Raw genomic sequence first — 22429 nt, forward strand, 5'->3', positions numbered from 1 at the left:
ATACATTTATTATTGCAAAGTCTTCAGCAGACTTGTTATACTTACTTTATCGGCAATGATATTGTTCAGTTCCGAAATAGCTACACGCTCCTGCTGCATGGTATCACGATTACGCAAAGTTACACAATTATCCTCCAAAGTCTGGTGGTCTACTGTGATACAATACGGAGTACCGATGGCATCCTGACGACGGTAACGCTTGCCGATGCTGTCTTTCTCATCATACTGGCAGTGGAAATGGAACTTCAAGTCATTCATAATCTCACGCGCCTTCTCGGGCAGGCCGTCTTTCTTCACCAACGGCATCACGGCCAGTTTCACCGGAGCCAGAGCAGCAGGCAATTTCAATACCACACGAGTTTCACCATTCTCCAATGTCTCTTCTGTATAAGCAGCACTCATAATGCTAAGGAACATACGGTCCACACCGATAGATGTTTCAATAACATACGGAGTATAGCTTTCGTTCAATTCCGGATCGAAATACTTGATGCTCTTGCCACTGAACTTCTCGTGCTGACTCAAGTCAAAGTTCGTACGGCTATGAATACCTTCCACTTCCTTGAATCCAAACGGCATCAGGAATTCAATGTCTGTAGCTGCATTGGCATAATGTGCCAGTTTATCGTGATCATGGAAACGGTAATGATCATCACCGAAACCTAATGCCTTATGCCATTTCAAACGAGTTTCTTTCCATTTGGGGAACCACTCCAGCTCAGTACCCGGTTTTACGAAGAACTGCATCTCCATCTGTTCAAACTCACGCATACGGAAAATGAACTGGCGGGCTACGATCTCGTTGCGGAAAGCCTTACCAATCTGAGCGATACCGAAAGGAATCTTCATACGACCGGTCTTCTGTACATTCAGGTAATTGACAAAAATACCCTGCGCTGTTTCCGGACGAAGATAAATCTTCATGGCACCATCGGCAGTAGAACCCATTTCGGTAGAGAACATCAAATTGAACTGACGTACTTCAGTCCAGTTCTTGGTTCCCGAAATAGGACAAACAATCTCTTCATCAATGATAATCTGACGAAGTTCATCCAAATCATTGTCGTTCAAAGCTTTTGAGAACCGTTCATGTAAAGCGTCGCGCTTGGCCTGATGCTCCAGAACACGACCGTTGGTGCTACGAAACTGAGCCTCATCAAAAGCATCACCAAATCTCTTGGCAGCCTTGGCCACTTCTTTGTTTATCTTCTCGTCATATTTGGCAAGCTGGTCTTCAATCAGCACATCGGCACGATAACGTTTTTTAGAATCGCGGTTGTCAATCAGAGGATCATTGAATGCGTCCACATGTCCGGAAGCCTTCCAAATAGTAGGATGCATAAAAATAGCAGAATCAATACCTACGATGTTCTCGTGCAGCAGCACCATACTCTGCCACCAATATTGCTTGATATTATTCTTCAACTCCACTCCCATCTGACCGTAATCGTATACAGCGCCCAGTCCGTCATAGATATCACTGGACGGAAATACAAAACCATACTCTTTACAGTGCGATACTAATTTCTTAAAAACATCTTCTTGTGCCATTTTCTTATCTGTTTATTCTTACACTTTTGTTGTTTTTTCCTGTTTTCAACCTTTAATAAGGGCGAAATAATATGCAAAGTAAATGATTTTTTTCAATAAAAGTCGTATTTTTGCGTGCATATCATCAGAACATTAAGGAATTTAAATATATATGAGCGACGATTTTATTGATAAAGAGGAACAAAACGAAGAAAATATCCCCACGCCGGAGAACGGACACTTGGACTATAAACCTGCCGATACCAAAAACACAGGGGTGAAGCACCAGCTGAGCGGAATGTATCAGAACTGGTTTTTGGACTATGCCTCTTACGTAATACTGGAACGTGCCGTACCGCACATCAATGATGGTTTGAAACCTGTCCAAAGACGTATCCTCCACTCTATGAAAAGATTGGATGACGGCCGATATAACAAAGTTGCAAACATTGTAGGACATACCATGCAGTTTCACCCGCACGGCGATGCTTCCATAGGCGATGCGTTGGTGCAGCTAGGCCAAAAGGATCTGTTGATAGACTGTCAGGGAAACTGGGGTAACATACTGACAGGCGACGGTGCCGCTGCCCCCCGTTATATCGAAGCACGTCTGTCCAAATTCGCATTGGATGTGGTTTTCAATCCCAAAACCACCGAATGGCAAGCATCATACGACGGACGAAACAAAGAGCCGATCACCCTACCTGTCAAATTCCCGCTCTTGCTCGCTCAGGGAGTAGAAGGTATTGCTGTGGGCCTTTCTTCCAAAATCCTGCCACACAATTTTAACGAACTGTGTGATGCCTCCATTGCCTATTTGCGTGGTGAGGAATTCAAACTCTATCCCGATTTCCAGACAGGAGGCTCTATTGATGTATCACGCTACAACGATGGAGAACGCGGCGGAATGGTGAAAGTACGTGCTAAAATCAATAAAATAGACAACAAAACATTGTCCATAGCCGAAGTGCCTTTCGGAAAGACTGTCCCGGGGGTATGCGACTCTATTGTCAAAGCCAGTGAAAAGGGAAAAATCAAGATCCGGAAAGTGGAAGATCTTACTTCTGAAAAAGTGGAAATCCTAGTGCACCTTGCTCCGGGAGTATCCTCGGACAAAACCTTGGACGCGCTCTATGCATTTACTGATTGTGAAGTAAGCATATCTCCCAATTGCTGTGTAATTGATGAAAAGAAACCCCACTTCCTTACAGTCAGTGCCGTCCTTAAAAAAGCCACGGACAACACGTTGTCCCTGCTTCGTCAAGAGTTGGAAATACACAAAGGAGAATTGCTTGAAAACCTTCATTTCGCATCATTGGAAAAAATCTTTATCGAAGAACGGATTTATAAGGAAGTAAAGTTCGAGCAATCCGAAAATACAGATGCCGCCTGCGAATTCATTGATGAACGGCTGACTCCTTTCTATCCGCAATTTATCCGTGAAGTGACCAAAGAGGATATTCTGAAGTTATTGGATATCAAGATGGCCCGGATTCTGAAGTTCAATAAGGATAAAGCAGATGAGAACATAGCCCGTATCAAGGAACAGATTGAAGAAATAAACAATCATCTGGCACATATCGTAGAATATACCATTGATTGGTATCAGATGTTGAAAGATAAATATGGCAAACAATACCCCCGCCGTACAGAGTTACGTAACTTCGATACCATTGAGGCGGCGAAGGTAGTGGAAGCTAACGAAAAACTCTATATCAACCGCGAAGAAGGCTTTATCGGCACCGCCTTGAAAAAAGATGAATTTATAGCCAACTGTTCAGATATTGACGATGTGATTATCTTCTATAAAGACGGCAAATACAAAGTGGTTCGTGTAACAGATAAAATGTTTGTCGGCAAGAATGTTCTCTATGTCAATATCTTCAAGAAAAACGACAAACGTACCATATACAATGTGGTCTATCGGGATGGAAAAGAAGGGTTTCACTATATCAAACGATTCAACATTACCTCCATCACCCGCGACCGTGAATATGATGTAACGCAAGGTACGCCCGGCTCACGTATCGTTTACTTTACAGCCAATCCCAATGGGGAAGCGGAGGTTATCAAGATTACCTTAAAGCCGAATCCGCGTATCAAAAAAATCATATATGAAAAAGATTTCAGTGACATCAATATAAAGGGACGCCAGTCCATGGGCAATATCCTGTCTAAATACGAAGTACATAAAATAGCCTTGAAACAACGTGGCGGCTCTACCCTGGGTGGAAGAAAAGTATGGTTTGACCGGGATGTACTCCGCTTGAACTATGACGGACGCGGTGAATATCTGGGAGAATTCCAAAGTGACGAATTGATTTTAATAGTCCATGAAAATGGAGAATTCTATACCAGTAACTTCGATTTGAACAATCATTATGATCCGGGGATCCACATCATCGAGAAGTTCGATGCCAACAAGGTATGGTCCGCCGCTTTATTTGATGCCGACCAGGGATATCCTTATCTGAAACGATTCACTTTTGAATCCACTTCACGCCGTCTCAATTATTTGGGCGAGAATAAGGAAAGTCGTTCTATATTGCTTACTTGTGTGGCTTATCCACGCATACAAGTCATATTCGGAGGACATGACAGTTTCCGTGATCCATTGGAAATAGATGTGGACGAATTCATCGGAATCAAGAGTTTCAAAGCGAAAGGAAAACGAATCAGTACTTACAACATTGAACAAATAAATGAACTGGAACCTTTACGCTTCCCCGAACCTTCCAAAGAAGAGGACGGTGCGGAAGAGGGGACTGATGAAAACGAAGAAACTGCCGAAATTGAAGATCCGGATCATGGTAAGAGTGAAACAGATATCATTGATGAAATTACCGGCCAGATGAAACTGTTTTAAAAAATGAAGAAAATTCTCCTGTTATTACTGTCCCTGTTTTTGGGTCTGTCTTCGCAGGCGCAGGAAGACAGCTTACAAGCAAACCGCTACGTTATGAGAGCTACTCTTTACGGTGCCGGTTTTACAAATATATTGGACACCTATCTTTCACCGATGGAATATACCGGACCCGAAATTCGTATCCTGCGTGAAAGTATGCGCATGACCAAACTGATGAATGGCAACGTGTCTGTTCAAAGTCTGTTCCAAGCCAATCTGTCCCTGACAGAAAATAAAGCAGAAACAAGTAATGAAATGGCAGGTATGGTCAATTGGAATTATGCACTGCATTACCAGTTCCGGCTGACAGAAAACTTGAAGATACTGGCGGGTCCCATGCTGGACTTGAACGGCGGGTTCATCTATAACATGCGAAATTCCAATAATCCCGCCCAAGCTAAAGCATATGTCAATCTGGCGGCATCGGGTATGGTCATCTATCGGTTTCATATCGGTAACTATCCGCTGATAGCCCGTTATCAAGCCAATCTGCCTGTCATGGGGATTATGTTTTCCCCGGAATACGGACAATCTTATTATGAGATATTCAGTTTAAAGAATGGCGGCAAGAATGTGCTGTTCACTTCCCTGCATAACCAACCTTCCTTGCGACAGCTGGTTACATTGGATTTTCCTATCCGGTCGGTCAATATGCGTTTCGGATACCTATGTGATATCCAGCAGGCGAAAGTCAATAATCTGAAAAGTCATATATGGTCACACGCCTTTATGATAGGTTTCGTGAAAAACTTTTATTTATTAAAAGGTAAGAACAAAGTGGCGATGCCCAGCCGGGTCAGCCCTTATTAATATAGAGGATGAAAAGAAATAGTTATATTTTTATCAGTCTGTTATTGTCTGTTGTATTATTTACTTCGTGCATCACGGAGGACGAATACGACAACTCCCCCGAAGGCAACTTCGAAGCATTATGGCAGACTATCGACCGCCAGTATTGTTTCCTTGACTATAAAAAGCAGGAATACGGATTGGACTGGAATGAAATATACAGCCAGTATAAACAGAGAATATCCAAAGGCATGAATAATGAACAGTTATTCGAAGTTCTGGCAGATATGCTGAACGAGTTGCGTGACGGACACGTAAATCTGTCTTCCAAACTGGAGTACTCCCAATATCGTGAATGGTTTGACAGCTATCCGGCCAATTTCAGCGACAGCATCCAACGTGTTTATCTAGGTAAGGATTATGCCCAATCCTCGGGTATGAAGTATCAGATATTCGAGGACAATATAGCCTATATTTATTGTGGCAGTTTCCAATCGGGCATCGGTGAAGGAAATCTGGACGAGGTTCTAAACAAACTGGCTATTTGTGATGGGTTGATTATTGATGTGCGAAATAATTCGGGTGGTAATCTTACCACAGCCGAGAAATTAGCCGCACGTTTCACGAATGAAAAAGTGCTGGTAGGCTATATGTCCCATAAAACCGGACCGGGGCACAATGACTTCTCCACTCCCAAAGCAGTTTGGCTGGAACCGTCACTAGACCGTGTACGCTGGCAAAAACAGGCGGTAGTGCTGACTAACCGCCGCTCTTTCAGCGCCACTAATGATTTTGTGAACAGAATGAAAATACTACCTAAAGTAACCATCATCGGTGACAAAACAGGTGGCGGTTCCGGCCTGCCCTTCTCCTCCGAACTACCCAACGGCTGGTCTGTCCGCTTCTCGGCCAGCCCCATGTACGATGCGGATATGCAACATCTGGAATTCGGTATAGATCCGGACATCAAAGTCAATATGAGTTCAGAGGATATGCAACGCAATGTAGATACCATTATTGAGGCTGCACGTGAATATTTACATAGCCACAAAGAATAATTTTCTAAAAATCTTTGGTACTTAAGAAATATTGCTTATCTTTGCACCCGCTTACCAAAAGCAATGTCGCGCGTGTGGCGTAATTGGTAGCCGCGCCAGACTTAGGATCTGGTGTCGTGAGACGTGTAGGTTCGAGTCCTATCACGCGCACAAGTTTCCGTATAGAAACAGACAAAAGCCCTCGAAATCGGATAATTTCGAGGGCTTTTCTTTACTAGAAGAAACTAGTTCTCAAAAATCATGTGGCATACTAAAATTTCACATTTATTTTTTTCCCTTTATAAAGCACTGTCTTTTCACTTCCATCCGGCATTCGAACTGTAAACTTCCGCTCATCCAGCATCCCTTCATAGCAGCCACGACGTGCATCAATAGTCAATGTCCGCTTGGCATCATTCCAAGTCATCGGAATTTCAGTATAAGCACCGTTTTCGTAATTATAGTTATTGCCTTCATCCTCATAAAGCACAAAATTACCATCGGCACCAGGATAAACACAAACCTTGAGATTGTCCCATTTCTTCTCGGTCACGTATTGCACATCGGGACCTAACGGCACGATGCTTCCAGCACGTACATAAAGCGGAATACGATTGAACACAGTCGTCACCTTCAGCTTCTGCCCACCTTCTGCCACTTCGTTCGTCCAAAAATCATACCATTGGCTACCGGCAGGCAAATATAGTTCCATTTCTTTAGATTGAGTAAAATCGACAGACAATAGAGGGATATCAGACTCCTGCGCTTTGCAGCCCCACCCTTCATTCTCTTTCAAGATTTGCTGTGCCTGCTCAGGAGTGTATTGGGCATGTAATACAGGTGCCACCAAAAAGGATGATCCAAACATATACTCACTGCCCATGTTCCATGTCTTAGGATCACTGAGAAAATCCATGAATAGTGCCCGCATAAACGTGGAATTACGATGACTTACTTCCCAAGATGTAGAATAGATATAAGGCATCAACGAATAACGGAGTTTTATAGCATCAACCAATGCATCATACACCGGCTCACCAGCTTTACCATAGAGGAAAATTTCGCGAGGTGCATCAGCCCCGTGACTACGCATCATTGGACAAAATACACCGAATTGCGCCCAACGCACATACAATTCATGGAACATAGGATTTTTTGTAGCCGTTCCACCTCCCAAGCTATTGTTATAAGAACCGGCAAAGAATCCGCCAAGGTCAGTATTCCAATGCGGCATTCCCGTCAGAGAAAAATTCAACCCGGCAGTAATTTGCCTACGAAACATATCCCATGAAGATCCTACATCGCCCGTCCATACATTTGAGCCATAACGTTGTTGCCCCAAGAATCCTGAACGGGTCAAGATAATGACACGCTTATCGCGAGTCAGAGCACGCTGATGATCAGACACTCCGCCTACTGTTACGAGCGGAAAAGCGTTCCGTACGCTACGGAAGGAACCGGAATAAGTCTGTCGGTCGAAATCCGAATCTTTGGGGTTAAAGTGGTCAGGTTCTGTCGAGTCCATCCACCATCCGTCCATGCCAAGCTGAAAGATACCTTTGTTCAAGTAATTCCAATAAATATCACGAGCCTTCGGATGATATGGATCATAAACCTTCACGCCAGAAGGATAATCAAAGTTAGGCGGCCATCCTTCCACACCCGATTCGGGCCATGTAGCCATATCCATCAGCAACCCTTCCTTCTCAAGTTCCTTGAAAGGTTTAGTCTTTGGACCAAAAGAAGACCAAATGGAAATCATCATGTGTGCATTCAAGCCGTGGACTTCATCAATCATCCTTTTCGGATCACGGTACTCGTAATTCAGGAACTCCATTGCATTCCATAAATAGTTACTTCCCCAATATTGCCAATCCTGAATGATACAGTCAAGCGGTATGCCCAATTCACGGTATTTCTTCACAACACTTACCACTTCATCCTGACTCTTATAGCGCTCTTTGCTTTGCATAAATCCATAACTCCACAAAGGCATCATAGGAACAGAACCGGTCAGCAAGCGAATCTGTGCAATTACACCGTCAGCCGAACCGCCATACATGAAATAATAATCGATACAATCGCCTACATCTGAACGGAACGACGTTTCCTCTTCATTATCAACATACATCGTACCTGCATAATTATCCCAAAATACACCATATCCCTTAGTCGACTGAAAAACAGGAGTTACGTCTTCTGTATTGCCTTGCACCAGATACTTCTCTATTCCACGTTGCATCATCTGTCCGTTTTGAAGTTGTCCAAGTCCATAAAGCCCTTCATCCTTATCGGTTTTAAAACTTTGGTAAACAGAATAAGTAGCCCGCCCTGCGTCATTGACAGGTATGAATGCCTTCACATTCTCCAATTCCTTCAATAGGGGCATCCCATTACGTGTTTCATAAATCAGAACACCTGTTTTTGTGTCTAGTTTCACCGTCAGTAAACGGCTCTTCATTACAATATTGCCATCTTCCGACGTAGAAACTTTAAGAGCCGTTTTTTCAGGTCTTGCAATAACCGAAAGACTTTTCTTATCTACCGATTGCCCATGCGGCATTTTCAACACGCGCAGACTATTAGCATTAAACCATTGCACTTCCACATCTATCTTTTTCCCAAAAATAGAAGCCTTAATGCCTGTTTCTGTCCGCTGATATTCCTGCGACCACACCAAAGTGGTCAACAGACAACAGAATGTAAAAATAAGTTCTCGTTTCATAAACTCTAACTTTATATTAGTTATCAATAAGTATTAATTAACCTTCCACCAATCCAGCATAAACTATTTTTATTCTATCTCCTCAAAGGGATAAGCTTATCTATCATCATTAATAAAAACTTCCATAGCAATATCAAAACAATTGTCTATATGCTAAAAACACTTACCCTTATCCTATTTCCTCAACTTAACCCATACCACAAAACCTCCGCGAGGCTGGCACTCTATATTCAATTCTTTGGTATCGAATGCCGAATTTTCAATTTTTATTTGTTTCCCATCAGTAGTATCCGAAAACAGTTGGATAAGCTGAATAGAATCTTTAATAAACTCCAAATTCACACGAAATGATTTTGTATTTTCCGTACCATTCAAACCGGAAATATACCAACTATCCTTACTTTTACGAGCAATAACAACACTTTCAGCCGGATAACCGGACAGCAGTCTGGTATCCTCCCATGCAACCGGAAGATACCTGATAAAGTTCTGTACCTCTACCGGTTGTTGCCTATACCCTTCAGGACGATCTGCCAAATGCTGTAGAGCCGACTCAAAAATAACAAGTAACGCCAATTCATGCGCATCGGTAGTGATATGTGGATGTTGTGAATTGGTAAATGTACAAGGCGTATAGTCCATCGGACCTATCACATTACGGGTAAAAGGCAAGGTACAATTATGCCAAGCTGCATTATCAGTCAATGTCGGTTTATTATTATACCATTCGGACCCATATACCGCTTCCACACTCATCAGGTTTGGGTATGTCCGTTGCCAGCCTCTGGGAATAGCTGCCCCATGAAAATTGACTAACAATTTATGCCTGGCTGCATCCTCCAGCAAATCAATATAATAATTCATCGTACCTATAGAATCTCCACCAAAAAAGTCTATCTTAACTCCCTGAATACCTATTTCTTTTAGCCATTCAAATTCTTTGTCACGCACTTCCGGGGTATTCAACCGATATAACGGAGTAGGATCACACCATGCAGTAGAAGAATTATACCATATCAAAGGAGTTACATTTTTCTCTTTACAATAGTTCATTGCATCATTCAGATTTCCTCCATTCCCCATTGCATCCCATTCCCAATCAATCAACATATAGGGCAAATCAAAGTCTGCGGCAAAATCAATATATTTCTTCACTATTTGATAATCCTTAGAACCATGATTATATGCCCAATATATCCAAGAGACCAATCCAGGTTTTATCCATTGGGTATCTTGGATTTTACATGGTTCACTCACATCAGTTACCAAAGTCGATTCGACAATATCAGCTAATGTTCCTATGATAGCGACACGCCAAGGTGAATACCAGCCGGATGGGCATATCAACCGTTCATCCGATAATTTTATCTTATAGATAGAAGAATCAGCTGCATTAGTAAGATAAGCTCCTGTGTTATCACGTAATATGTTGGCTTCGGTTAATAGTACAAAAGCGCTGTCCGAAGGTTGGAACAATGTTGGAAAACTCCACTCACGTCCCTCATTATCTGCAACGCCGTCCGTATTTGGCCAATAAAAGCCCTCATAACCTACAGTAAATTTTTGTGTCCAACGCTTGATACCTGGAGTAAAAGCAAATGCAGTGTACTCATCAAGAACCACAATCTCTTCTTTGGTTTTAGGAAGATGATAACGGAAAGCTATACCATCATTATAAACCCGGAAAATAAGATCTACCCGAAGTCCTTTGACATTTTCAAACCGATAAGTACATTCATTAGCCTCATTATGGCAATGCCTGCGTTTACCAGTCAGCATTTCATAATCATCAACTACAGAAGTTACAGGAGTTGAGCTTATCAATTTAAAGCAATCATCCGTATCCGACGTTTTTAGACCTATTTCAGGTAATGACATCATTTTAACTTTATCCCGCCCACTATGATAAATAACAGAAAAACCTTTTTCAGCATGATATTCAATGGCTATCTTACCGTTAGGAGATTGTAATAAATTGTTCTGCATCGTACATGAAATGCAGGATAAGCACAACAGTGCAATGATAGTAAAATATTTCATAATCATTAAATTGTTCAATGTACCTTCTATTATATTTTAAGGAAAAAGAGAATACTTCATCAGCACCCTCTCTTTCCTCTCTTTTTTAATTATTCATATAGATAAAACATACGTTCCATCATACTCCATTTTTCTTTAGCAAGTTCCCCTTTCCTGCATTGTTGGAATACCGATACAAAATCTTCCCATTCCTGCTGTCGGGGTAAAGTCGCAAGTTTAGCCATAGCAGATTCCCAATCGAAATCAATAGGAGTTTCGACAATCATGAATAACCGATTACCGCATATATATATTTCCATTTCTAAAATACCAACTGAACGGATCCCCTCTCTGATCTCCCGCCACGACTTCTCCTTACTGTGGCACTCCCGATACTTCGCTATCAGCTCCGGATCATCCTTCAAATCCATTGTCTGACAATATCTCTTTACCGGATAGCCATATCTTTTCATTTCATATCCATTTTCTTTCATCTTATCTTAAACTTAATCCTGCTTAATTATATCCCTCATTCTGTTTCAGATTCTTATTTACATTCAAATCATTTTGAGGAATAGGAAAATATCGGTTATGGGGTGCCCATGTACGTTTCTCAAATTGATAATACATATTTTCATCCACCGGAGAAGCAGTAGCCCCACTCCCTCTATAATTACGAGCTTGAGGATCATCCGACAATTTTACTCCGGTAAATGTATGATTAAGTTCTTTCTCGGCAATGCCCCAACGTAACACGTCATAATATCGAAGCCCCTCGAATGCCAGTTCCACACGTCTTTCTTTACGAACTGCTTCACGAACAAGTTCCTGTGTCGCTACGTCTGTCTTTTTTATTCCAACCAATTTCACACGATCACGTATATCATTGATAGTCAAATCCAATAAATTCTGGTCTACTGCATTCGGCTGCGATTCATTTACCGCTTCCAGATAGCTTAATAGAACCTCAGCATAACGCATTATAGGAGTATAAGTGGGAGTAGAACCTAAATTATTAGTTATAGACGGATCACAACCTTTCTTCGGACAATATCCATTAAATAAGGCAAATTTATTATAGCTATCTGCAGTATTAGCTCCCTTAAAGCAATCATAAATTATATCATTATACTTAGTTCCCTCATAACTTCCCAAAGGAGGTAAAAAAATAGAAGCATACAAGCGCAAATCCCGATTAACATAAGGATCATTCTCATCATAAACCTCAGAAGTCTTAATGTCCTTGCCGTCTGCACAGAAATATTCTTTCACCAATTCGTTATATGGTGAGAACTGATGCCACCCTCCATAAGCAGCTTCAGGATATAAATATTGATAACGTGAATTAGTATACAAATCCTTTATCCCCATAATACAAAATATTATCTCAGGGCTATATTCACCTCCTATTTGAAAAAGTTTCTCATAGCTGTCCTCTCCATTACGACGATCCAATTCATATATTCCCGACTCAATCACACTACGTAAAATAGTAGCAGCATCTCCCCATCTCTCTTGTGCCAGATAAAGACGACTTAAAAGTACCTTAGCCGCCCCCCTGGTAAACCGGCCATATTCCTCTGAAGAATATTGGACAGGCAACAAGTCTATAGCAGTCTTCAAGTCCTTCTCCACTTGCGAATAGACTTCAGTCTGAGGTGTTTGAGAGATAGAATTCGCTTCGTCCACCGACAGAGTTTTCAAAGGCATAGGAACATCCTTATAATAAAATGCCAAATTTAAAAAGAAATAAGCTCGTAAACACTTCACTTCGGCAGACCACTGTTCTTTTTTAGATTCTTCCATCGGACAGTCCGTAATATTCTCTAGAAAAGTGTTGTACTTAGCTATTTGCGTATATGCATTTCCCCAATACCAACGTAAATTACTGTTAGTAGCCACCGTATTGGAACTAGCCATTAAAGTAGAAAAATTTTCCTTTTCCGTTCCGTTTCCACCTGCAAAATCCAAATAGAGCAACCCTTGTGGCGTAGCAAAATCATCATGCGACCAACCAGTCTGGAAACGATAACATCCTGTCAAAGCCAACATGGCATCCCCTTCACCAGTCCAAAAACTACCATCAGAAATTGCTGAAGGTGGCTCCTTATCTAATAAATCCGAGCAACCAGTTGTTACTAGTGATACAGCCAAAGCACATAAACAAGCCTTTGTCATTCCTAATGTATTATATATATTTTTCATAATGATTCTTGATTGAATGATTTACTTAGAACTTGAAATTAAATCCGAATGAATAAATACTATTGACCGGATAATAAGAGGGAGAATCCCCTGTTCCTATCTCATTTTCAGGATCCCAACCTTTATAGAAACTATTGAAAGAGAACAGATTTTGTCCGCTTACATAAACACGCACATTTTCCAAACCTATTTTTTTAGTCCATGCTTTTGGGAATGTATATCCTATTTGTATATTCTTGACTCGTAAGAAACTAGCATTACGGACCCAATAATCAGAAGTTTGAAGATTAGTGTCATTCATATTCAAAGTTTCCAATCGAGGATATTCAGCCCATTTATCAGGATTTTCTTCCTTCCAACAAGATTCAGCCTGCCATCTCTGTATCTGTCCACCGTTGTAGAATGCATAAGCCATATAAGATCCTATCAAACGCTTATGACCTCCTAAACCTTGTAATAAAGCTGAAAAATCAAAACCTTTATAAGAAGCGGAAAGATTCAAACCATAATAAAACTTCGGGGTAGTACTTCCCAATACGGTACGATCATATTGCGCATCCACCTTACCATCGGGAACCCCGTCAGGACCACTAATATCTTTGTATTTCACATAACCAGGTTTCAATCCTGACTTACTTACCAATTGCTCAGGAGCCGCATCTATTTCCGCTTGGTCTACAAACAGTCCATCAGTTTCATATCCATATATAATACCTATCGGTTGCCCTACAATTCTGTTATTATTAATTTCTTCGGTAGCTCCGTTCGCCAATTTCTCAACTGCATTTTTTACCCATGTAAAATTAGGAGAAATACTAAACCGGAAATCACGTCCTATTTGTCCGTTATAAGTCAGATTTATTTCAATTCCTTTGTTCGAAACAGCTCCAACATTAGATTGTCCGACTTCACGTCCCATAATACTAGACACCTCAACTGGTGCTAAAATGTCCGAAGTATATTTATAAAAATAATCCAATGTTCCACTAAAACGTCCATTCAATAAACTAAAATCTAAACCAATATCCGTTATAGCCGTCTTTTCCCAAGTAATTTCCGGATTATTATAGGTTTTCATGTAAGCCCCAGACTGAAGAGTTGCCGGATTTCCAAAAGGATAATCATGTCCAAGTTCATAAATCTGTTGGTAAGGATAAACACCTATATTTTGATTACCAAGTACACCATAGGAAGCACGCAATTTCAAATTATCAACTACAGCTGAAACTGCCGCATTCTTCCAAAAATCCTCCTCAGAAATTCTCCACCCTGCAGAAACTGACGGGAAAAGTCCCCAACGATGACCGTCCGCAAAACGTGACGATCCATCATAGCGCAAATTAGCCTCTAATAAATAACGATCTTTCCATGCATAATTTATACGCCCGAAAAAAGAAAGCAACGCATATTCTTCCAATGAACTATCATTAGTAGCTGTTGATTTATCTCCAGAACCTAATTCATACAAATAATTATTAGGAAACGTATTTCTATAACCTTCCAAACCTTTATTATTAGATTGCTCCACAGAAGTACCCGCCAATAACTTAAAAGTATGATTTTTAATTTGTTTTTCATAAGTAGCTAATGCTTCAAAGGTAGTATACGTATTATTTGCAGTCCATACATTTAAAGTAGCGGGCCCCACTGTCTTACTATCATCAAAATAAGTATCAGCCCGGTACGCTTTATCATATTTAGTCCAGTAATTCACCCCAGCTTTACCTATAAAAGAAAGTCCGTCTACAGGAGTATTCCATGTCAATTGTCCGGAAGCACTTATATTTCTACTCACATTCTGCACAAAAGATTCACTCGCCAACCACGCTTCCGGACTATAATTATCCTGATATCCAAAACTTCCATCCGACTTTTGCCCGGCATAAATAGGTCCCTGACGAACAGCATATCCTATCATTCCATCAATACTTTGTGGTTCGCCATTAGGAGCATTATATTTATTATTATAAGCATTAATATTCAAATTAAGCATCAGCCCTTTGGCGATTTCACTTTTCATAGTAAACAGTGCAGTCATTCTTTCATTAGACGTTTTTGCCGTCATACCTTCCTGATTTCTATAACCTACTGATAAATTATAACTTGTCGTAGCATTTCCTCCTTGTATGCTGAGATTATGTTGGTGTTGAAAACCAGAACCAGATTCCAACAGCCATTTTAAGTGATTTACATTCGGATAATTATCCGGATCAGATCCATCTCTATACTTTTGAATCTGTTCAGGTAAATAAGCTTCCTGCTTACCCATATTCCGCATAGCCATATTATAATATTCCGCATATTCCCATGATGGTAAAAAATCAGGCAATTCCGTAGGCCGTTGCCAACCAAAAGAATTACTATATGTAATAGTCGTTTTACCTTGTGCACCCTTCTTTGTTTCAATCAAGATCACCCCATTAGCAGCACGATTACCATAAATAGAAGCAGAAGCTGCATCTTTCAAAAAAGAAATGCTCTGAATATCATTAGGATCTACATCATCAATGTTACCTGATAAACCATCAATCAAAACCAATGGATCTGTTCCAGCTTTTGAAAATGTACCAGTTCCACGAATTTTAACAGTTGCTCCTTGTCCGGGACGACCTGAAGTTTGCAATACACTTAAACCTGGAGCCAAACCTGCCAGTGCTTGAGCAGTACTCATAACAGGCTTACTAGCCAAGTCTTCAGCTGAAACAGCAGATACGGCTCCTGTTAAATTCACCTTTTTCTGTGTTCCATATCCAACTACAACTACTTCTTCCAACTTTTTTGTATCTTCTTCCATTATAATACGAAGTAACTTGTTACTTTCAACCTTTATTTCTTGCGAAATATAACCTACATAACTTATCTGGAGCATGTTTCCCATTTCAGCAGACAGAGAAAATTTGCCATCCAAATCAGTAACAGTTCCATTGGAAGTACCTTTAACCAAGATACTGACCCCAATTAACGGCTCACCGGAAAAATCAGTAACCAAACCATTGACATTACTCTGTGTCTGTGCCCAAGTAGTATAGCTCAGGCAACACATCAACAAGACCACCAAGAATCTTATTGGCTGCATACATTCTAATCTGTTTTTCATTATTCTATTGATTATTGGGTTAATTTTCAAGACATAACAAGGGCTTACCGACCTAAAAAAGCCGATAAATAAACCTACTTTATGCTATATTCACTTCTTTATCTTAAATACGGGAGCAATCTTATTCAACTGTACATCAGGCATATCAATAACAACTCCTTGCGCTGTACGAGTAAAAGATACCTTTCCATAACCTAACAATTCAATTTTAGTAATTTTATCAGGATACAACTCACTTCCCGTTGCCAGCGATTGAATGACAACTTGCTTTTCTTCCGGCCATGCAAGGACTGTAGCATAGAGATATTTCTTGGTTTGAGTAAAACGGATTTCAGATGCAGTGGCTTTAGTGTAAGCACCTTCATTGAAACCTTGGGCATTAATCTTGATATCAGCATTGGCTATCGGACCTTCTCCGAAGACTTTCCACGGGCGTGTATCATAAATAGCCTCTTTATTCATACTCATCCAGTTACCAAATTCATTTAAAATGGCTTCTTCCTTTTCATCGAAAGTTCCGTCAGCCCGAAGAGGAACACTAAGCAACAAATTACCGTTCTTACTGACCACATCCACTAATAGTTTCACTACATCGGAAGCACTTTTATACCAGCCGTTCTCCGCCAATCTGGTATCATAATGCCAACCGCCTAAACAAGAACAAGTCTGCCATGGCTCTTCATAAATACTATTGGGAGATCCCCTTTCCACATCCCATACCAAAGCTTTACGTTGTTCATCGGTAAGAATTTTACCAAACATAACAGCACTGAAATCCCCCTTACGAACAACCATGTTGTGATTATAAAAATGTGCGGCAATCTTCAAACCCGCATCACTGATAGGATAAAACGGTACACCAGTCACATCAAAATAAATCAAATCGGGATTATAACGGTTTATTGCATCGACTGTACGATCATAAAAGTTTGTCACATATTCTTGAGTAGGAATACAAACACCATTTCCCCATGCCCATTGACGGTGAATCATACCGTCAGCCCAACTTCCAGCGCTTAACGGGTGATTCTGTGCATAAAGTTTTTGAGGATCGTAGCCTTCCCACCACTTACCCTTACCATCTTCTTTAGTCAAACATCCATCGTAGGGTACACCTGCCTTCTCGCCATGACGGTCGTATCGTTGAGCCGGTTCATACCAGCTCCACGCATGGTCCGCATGGAAACTGATACCAAATGGAAGACCGTTTTTCTTAGCTGCTTCAGCCCAGCCCGCCAATATATCCTTCTTAGGGCCTATATTCACGGAATTCCATTCCTGATATTGGCTATCCCATAAATCATAATTATCATGGTGATTACCTAAAGCGAAGAAATACTGGGCACCAATCTTCTTATAAAAGGAAACCAATTTGTCCGGATCCCATTTCTCGGCTTTAAACAAAGGCAATATATCCTTGAAGCCCACTTCAGAGGGATGGCCATAATGTTCCACATGGTGCTTATACTCGCGCGAACCTTCCAAATAGAGAGAACGCGCCATCCAGTCGCCGGACCCTTCCACACATTGCGGTCCCCAATGTGCCCAAATACCAAATTTGGCATTTCTAAACCATTCAGGAACTTTATAGTTCTGCAATGATTCCCAAGTAGGTTCGAACTCTCCCTCCTGCATTTTTTCATTTTTCTCTGAAACAGGTACCTGGTAAGTCTGAGCCTCCAAAACTCCCGTCCAAAGCAACAAAGCCGAAGCCAAAAGAAAATGTTTTGCTTTCATAGTATAATTGCTTTATATGTTTTTCAATTATCAATAGTGCAAATATACAGAGTTGAAACCAATTTATATTATCCAAATGCGCCATTATGTAGGATAATATCGACTTTTACCTGAAATAATTCAAAAACAAATACCAAAACAGGTGATTTGATATGAAAATATCGATTTCCCATTGGATTATATATATACTTTTGCTTACTTTGTACGAAACTGAATCTTTCATTCTAATAACTTAAGGAATATGACACAATCAATCGACCAATTACATTTACTTATATTAAATGTAGGACTAGCCATTCACAATGCAGACTGGAACTGGAAAAACGTAAGCAGCCCTTTTACCCGACTCTATTATATAATGGAAGGAACCGCCCAAATAATATTTCCCGATGGAATGCAGGAACTAAAACCACATCATCTATATCTGGTGCCATCATTCACTACCCATAGTTATCAGTGCAATTCTCATTTCACTCATTATTATCTCCATATATATGAAGACCATCAATCGGAATCCGGCATTCTGGAAGATTGGAATTTCCCGATAGAAATACCTGCGGGCAACCTGGAATTACCACTTATTAAAAGGTTATGTGAAATAAATCCTACCATGCAGCTTCCTCAATCCGACCCGACAAGCTATGACAACAACCCCACATTAATCAGAAACATCATTAAAAATAAACAGCGTACCTTCTGTGACAAAGTCGAATCCAGAGGTATAGTATATCAACTTATTGCCCGCTTTTTAAAAGACGCCAAACCTAAAGTGGAAGTCAACGATAACCGTATCCAAAAAGTTTTGTCCCACATCCGAAAAAATATCTATAAAACAGTAGATATAGACTCATTGGCAGCAATCTCATGCCTCTCAAAAGATCATTTTATCCGTCTTTTCAAAAAAGAAGTCGGTACCACACCGCTACAATATATTAATCAGAAAAAAATAGAGAAAGCCCAATTAATTCTGATTACAGAGGATATTCCCGTAAAAAACATAGCCTATCTCCTTGCTTATGAAGACCATTCTTATTTTAACCGCCTATTCAAAAAAATCACAGACGTTACTCCACAGCAATATAGAGAACTATATAAAAAGTAACCGTCTTATTATTTTTACGCAAAGGTTTACGTACTTTTTTCAACCTCTTCCACCATATACCTAAAGGTTATTCCTCTATTTTTGATGCCGGAAATAAATCTAAAAATAAATAGAGCTATGAATTACAATGAAATCGGGAAAACCGGTATGCGGGTTTCCAATCTTAGTTTCGGCGCATCTTCATTAGGAGGAGTTTTTCATGATATCCGCGAAGCAGAGGGTATCAAAGCTGTTTACACAGCAGTAGAGAATGGAATGAATTTTATTGATGTATCTCCCTACTACGGGCACTACAAGGCCGAAACCGTATTAGGCAAAGCATTGAAAGAAATACCACGTGACAAATATTATCTCTCTACCAAAGTGGGACGCTATGGAAAAGATGGAGTCAACACATGGGATTATTCCGGAAAACGTGCAACGGAAAGTGTGTATGAAAGCTTGGACAGACTCCACATTGAATATATCGATCTGATTAATGTACACGATGTAGAGTTTTCAGACATGAATCAGGTAGTCAACGAAACATTACCTGCACTGGTAGAACTTAAAAAGAAAGGTATTGTGGGACATGTAGGTATCACAGACTTGCAATTAGAAAACTTAAAATGGATCATTGATCACTCGGAACCGGGAACAGTAGAAAGCGTACTTAACTTCTGCCATTATTGTCTGAATGACGAGAAACTGACTGATTATCTGGATTATTTTGAATCAAAGAATATCGGCATTATCAATGCCTCCCCCCTTTCAATGGGCTTACTCTCCCAACGTGGGGTTCCTGCATGGCATCCGGCCCCCCAATCACTGGTAGAAGCCTGTCGGAAAGCTGTTCAACATTGCCTGTCCAAAAATTATCCTATAGAGAAACTGGCTATTCAATATTCTGTCAGCAATCCACGTATCGCCACCACTTTGTTCAGTTCGGCCAATCCGGATAATGTATTGAAAAATATAACATATGCCGAAGAACCCATTGATTGGAACCTTGTAAAGGAAGTGCAAGAAATTATCGGAAAACAAATGCGTATCAGTTGGGCTAATTCATAATACAAAGGAAAATAATGATGGATTTTAACATAATAGATGCACACTCCCATCTTTGGCTACGGCAAGATACGGAAGTCAACGGATTGCCTATCCGTACTTTAACCAACGGACGTTCGTTATTTATGGGGGAAGAACGTCAGATGGTTCCGCCCTTTATGATTGACGGGCGGAATAGTGCCGAGGTTTTTCTCTCGAACATGGACTATGCACAAGTATCGGCTGCCGTAGTCACTCAGGAATTTATTGATGGCATCCAAAATGAATACCTCGCAAAAGTGTCCCATAAATACCCAGACCGTTTCTTTGTATGCGGTATGTGCGAATTTCGTAAACCCGGTTATCTGCAACAGGCCAAGGAATTAATAAGTTCCGGTTTCAAAGCAATAAAAATCCCGGCACACCGCCTTTTTCTAAAAGAAGGAAGAGTCATGCTGAACAGTGACGAAATGATGGAAATGTTCCATTACATGCAAGAAAAAGACATTATCCTTTCCATTGATTTAGCCGATGGGGATACACAAGTACAGGAAATGAAAGAAATCATTCAGGAATATCCGCAGCTTCGAATCGCTATCGGACATTTCGGCATGGTCACCACACCTCATTGGCAAGAACAAATAAAGTTGGCCCGCCATAAAAATGTCATGATAGAATCCGGGGGGATCACCTGGTTGTTCAACAGTGAATTCTATCCGTTTCACGGAGCGGTTAAAGCCATTAAAGAAGCAGCAGATCTGGTAGGTATGGACAAACTGATGTGGGGATCGGATTACCCTCGGACCATTACGGCCATTACTTACAAGATGTCTTACGATTTCATCCTTAAAACGACTGAAATGACACAAGAAGAGAAAGCACTTTTTTTAGGTAAAAACGCCGAAAGATTTTATGGTTTCAAAAATCTCATATCTCTTCCTTACATAAAAAACATGTCAGAATAATCAACTGACACTTATAAATCCATACCATGAAAAATAAGAACTATTATGTACCATTGATGCTCATATTCTGCCTGTTTTTCCTATGGGCTATCAGCAGCAATCTGCTACCTACTATGATAAGACAGCTGATGAAAACCTGTGAGTTAAACGCTTTCGAAGCATCATTCACAGAAACAGCCTACTGGCTTGCCTATTTCATCTGTCCCATTCCCATCGCTATGTTCATGAAAAAATACAGCTACAAATCGGGAATTATTTTCGGGTTATTACTGGCGGCATGTGGTGGGTTACTGTTCTTCCCCGCTGCCATGCTGAAAGAATATTGGGCATATCTATGCATATTCTTTATCATTGCCACCGGAATGTGTTTTTTAGAAACGGCAGCCAATCCTTATGTAACCGCTTTGGGAGATCCGAAAAGTGCGCCCCGTCGATTGAATCTGGCACAATCATTCAATGGGCTGGGAGCTTTTATAGCTGCCATGTTTCTCAGCAAACTGATTCTGAGTGGCAACCACTATACCCGCGACACCCTGCCCACTTCTTTTCCCGGTGGCTGGGAAGGTTACATTCAAACAGAAACAGACGCCATGAAACTTCCTTATCTGCTGCTAGCTATGCTACTCATTGTTATTGCCATCATCTTTATCTTCTCCAAATTACCTAAAATCAAAGAAGGAAATACGATGGAAGGAGTAGAATATAAAGGAGAAAAATTAATTGATTTCGGAGTCTTAAAACGTTCTCATCTTCGTTGGGGAGTTATTGCACAATTCTTCTACAATGGTGGTCAGACAGCCATTAACAGTTTATTTCTAGTCTACTGTTGTACCTATGCAGAACTACCTGAAAATACAGCCACCACCTTTTTCGGCCTTTATATGCTGGCTTTTTTGGCAGGAAGATGGACAGGCACACTACTCATGGTAAAATTCCGTCCACAAGACATGCTATTGGTATATGCGCTGATTAATGTCTTGCTATGTATTGTTGTGGTTTGTTTTGGCGGTTGGACAGGTCTTTATGCCATGCTGGGCATCTCTTTTTTCATGTCTATCATGTATCCCACTCAGTTCTCGCTCGCTTTGACTGATTTAGGCAACAACACCAAAAGTGGCTCGGCATTTCTAGTTATGGCCATCGTTGGAAATGCTTGCTTACCCCAACTCACAGCTTATATGATGCATCTGAACGAACATATCTATCATATAGCCTATACTATTCCTATGATTTGTTTCCTGTTTTGCGCCTATTATGGCTGGAAAGGATACAAAGTGATTGATTAAACTGAT

At 40.7% G+C, this 22429-nt stretch carries 14 protein-coding genes and 1 tRNA gene; 8 read left to right on the plus strand and 7 right to left on the minus strand.

The genetic code is table 11. The annotated features are described in order from the left end of the window. Window positions 1–9 precede the first annotated feature (9 nt). Complete coding sequence (locus BVU_RS01055; RefSeq protein WP_005843603.1) at window positions 10–1551, minus strand: glycine--tRNA ligase; 1542 nt, start codon at window positions 1549–1551, stop codon at window positions 10–12. Window positions 1552–1702: 151 nt separating this feature from the next. Here BVU_RS01055 and BVU_RS01060 point away from each other — a divergent pair, with 151 nt between their 5' ends. From BVU_RS01060 to BVU_RS01075, 4 genes are all read left to right on the plus strand, one after another. Next, window positions 1703–4396, plus strand: a complete 2694-nt coding sequence (locus tag BVU_RS01060; protein ID WP_005843601.1) for a DNA gyrase/topoisomerase IV subunit A — start codon at window positions 1703–1705, stop codon at window positions 4394–4396. Between the two features lie 3 nt (window positions 4397–4399). Then, window positions 4400–5245, plus strand: a complete 846-nt coding sequence (locus BVU_RS01065) for a DUF3316 domain-containing protein (protein WP_005853691.1) — start codon at window positions 4400–4402, stop codon at window positions 5243–5245. An 8-nt stretch (window positions 5246–5253) separates the two neighbouring features. Continuing rightward, the gene (locus tag BVU_RS01070) at window positions 5254–6282 is read left to right on the plus strand and encodes a S41 family peptidase (protein ID WP_005843596.1); all 1029 of its coding nucleotides are present in this window, start codon (window positions 5254–5256) and stop codon (window positions 6280–6282) included. 68 nt (window positions 6283–6350) lie between these two features. Beyond that, window positions 6351–6432: transfer RNA gene (locus BVU_RS01075), tRNA-Leu, on the plus strand. Between the two features lie 100 nt (window positions 6433–6532). On the opposite strand, the gene BVU_RS01080 is transcribed toward BVU_RS01075, so the two are convergent. The 6 genes from BVU_RS01080 to BVU_RS01105 all read right to left on the minus strand — a co-directional run bounded on the left by BVU_RS01080 (window position 6533) and on the right by BVU_RS01105 (window position 18044). Continuing rightward, the gene (locus BVU_RS01080; protein ID WP_005843594.1) at window positions 6533–8986 is read right to left on the minus strand and encodes a glycoside hydrolase family 31 protein; all 2454 of its coding nucleotides are present in this window, start codon (window positions 8984–8986) and stop codon (window positions 6533–6535) included. A 174-nt stretch (window positions 8987–9160) separates the two neighbouring features. Then, the gene (locus BVU_RS01085) at window positions 9161–11032 is read right to left on the minus strand and encodes a glycoside hydrolase family 97 protein (RefSeq protein WP_005843592.1); all 1872 of its coding nucleotides are present in this window, start codon (window positions 11030–11032) and stop codon (window positions 9161–9163) included. 83 nt (window positions 11033–11115) lie between these two features. Further along, window positions 11116–11499 (minus strand): L-rhamnose mutarotase, encoded by a 384-nt coding sequence (locus BVU_RS01090; protein ID WP_005843590.1) that lies wholly within the window; start codon window positions 11497–11499, stop codon window positions 11116–11118. Window positions 11500–11521: 22 nt separating this feature from the next. Continuing rightward, entirely contained in the window at window positions 11522–13210 is a 1689-nt protein-coding gene (locus BVU_RS01095) for a RagB/SusD family nutrient uptake outer membrane protein (protein WP_005843588.1), read from the minus strand. Window positions 13211–13235: 25 nt separating this feature from the next. Then, window positions 13236–16307 carry a SusC/RagA family TonB-linked outer membrane protein gene (locus tag BVU_RS01100; RefSeq protein WP_005853680.1) on the minus strand — a complete coding sequence of 1024 codons (3072 nt, stop codon included), beginning with the start codon at window positions 16305–16307 and terminating at the stop codon, window positions 13236–13238. A gap of 90 nt (window positions 16308–16397) precedes the next feature. Continuing rightward, window positions 16398–18044 (minus strand): alpha-L-fucosidase, encoded by a 1647-nt coding sequence (locus tag BVU_RS01105; protein ID WP_005843582.1) that lies wholly within the window; start codon window positions 18042–18044, stop codon window positions 16398–16400. Window positions 18045–18285: 241 nt separating this feature from the next. Here BVU_RS01105 and BVU_RS01110 point away from each other — a divergent pair, with 241 nt between their 5' ends. From BVU_RS01110 to fucP, 4 genes are all read left to right on the plus strand, one after another. After that, a complete protein-coding gene (locus BVU_RS01110) occupies window positions 18286–19146 on the plus strand; it encodes a helix-turn-helix domain-containing protein (RefSeq protein WP_005843580.1) in 861 nt (286 codons plus the stop codon). A 117-nt stretch (window positions 19147–19263) separates the two neighbouring features. Beyond that, complete coding sequence (locus BVU_RS01115) at window positions 19264–20196, plus strand: aldo/keto reductase (RefSeq protein ID WP_005843578.1); 933 nt, start codon at window positions 19264–19266, stop codon at window positions 20194–20196. 17 nt (window positions 20197–20213) lie between these two features. Beyond that, on the plus strand, window positions 20214–21137 hold the full coding sequence (gene lgaB / locus BVU_RS01120; RefSeq protein WP_005843576.1) for an L-galacto-1,5-lactonase LgaB: 924 nt from the start codon (window positions 20214–20216) through the stop codon (window positions 21135–21137). Window positions 21138–21163: 26 nt separating this feature from the next. Beyond that, the gene (fucP, locus tag BVU_RS01125) at window positions 21164–22423 is read left to right on the plus strand and encodes an L-fucose:H+ symporter permease (protein WP_005843574.1); all 1260 of its coding nucleotides are present in this window, start codon (window positions 21164–21166) and stop codon (window positions 22421–22423) included. The last annotated feature ends 6 nt before the right edge of the window (window positions 22424–22429 follow it).

Source organism: Phocaeicola vulgatus ATCC 8482, from assembly GCF_000012825.1.
GTDB lineage: Bacteria > Bacteroidota > Bacteroidia > Bacteroidales > Bacteroidaceae > Phocaeicola > Phocaeicola vulgatus.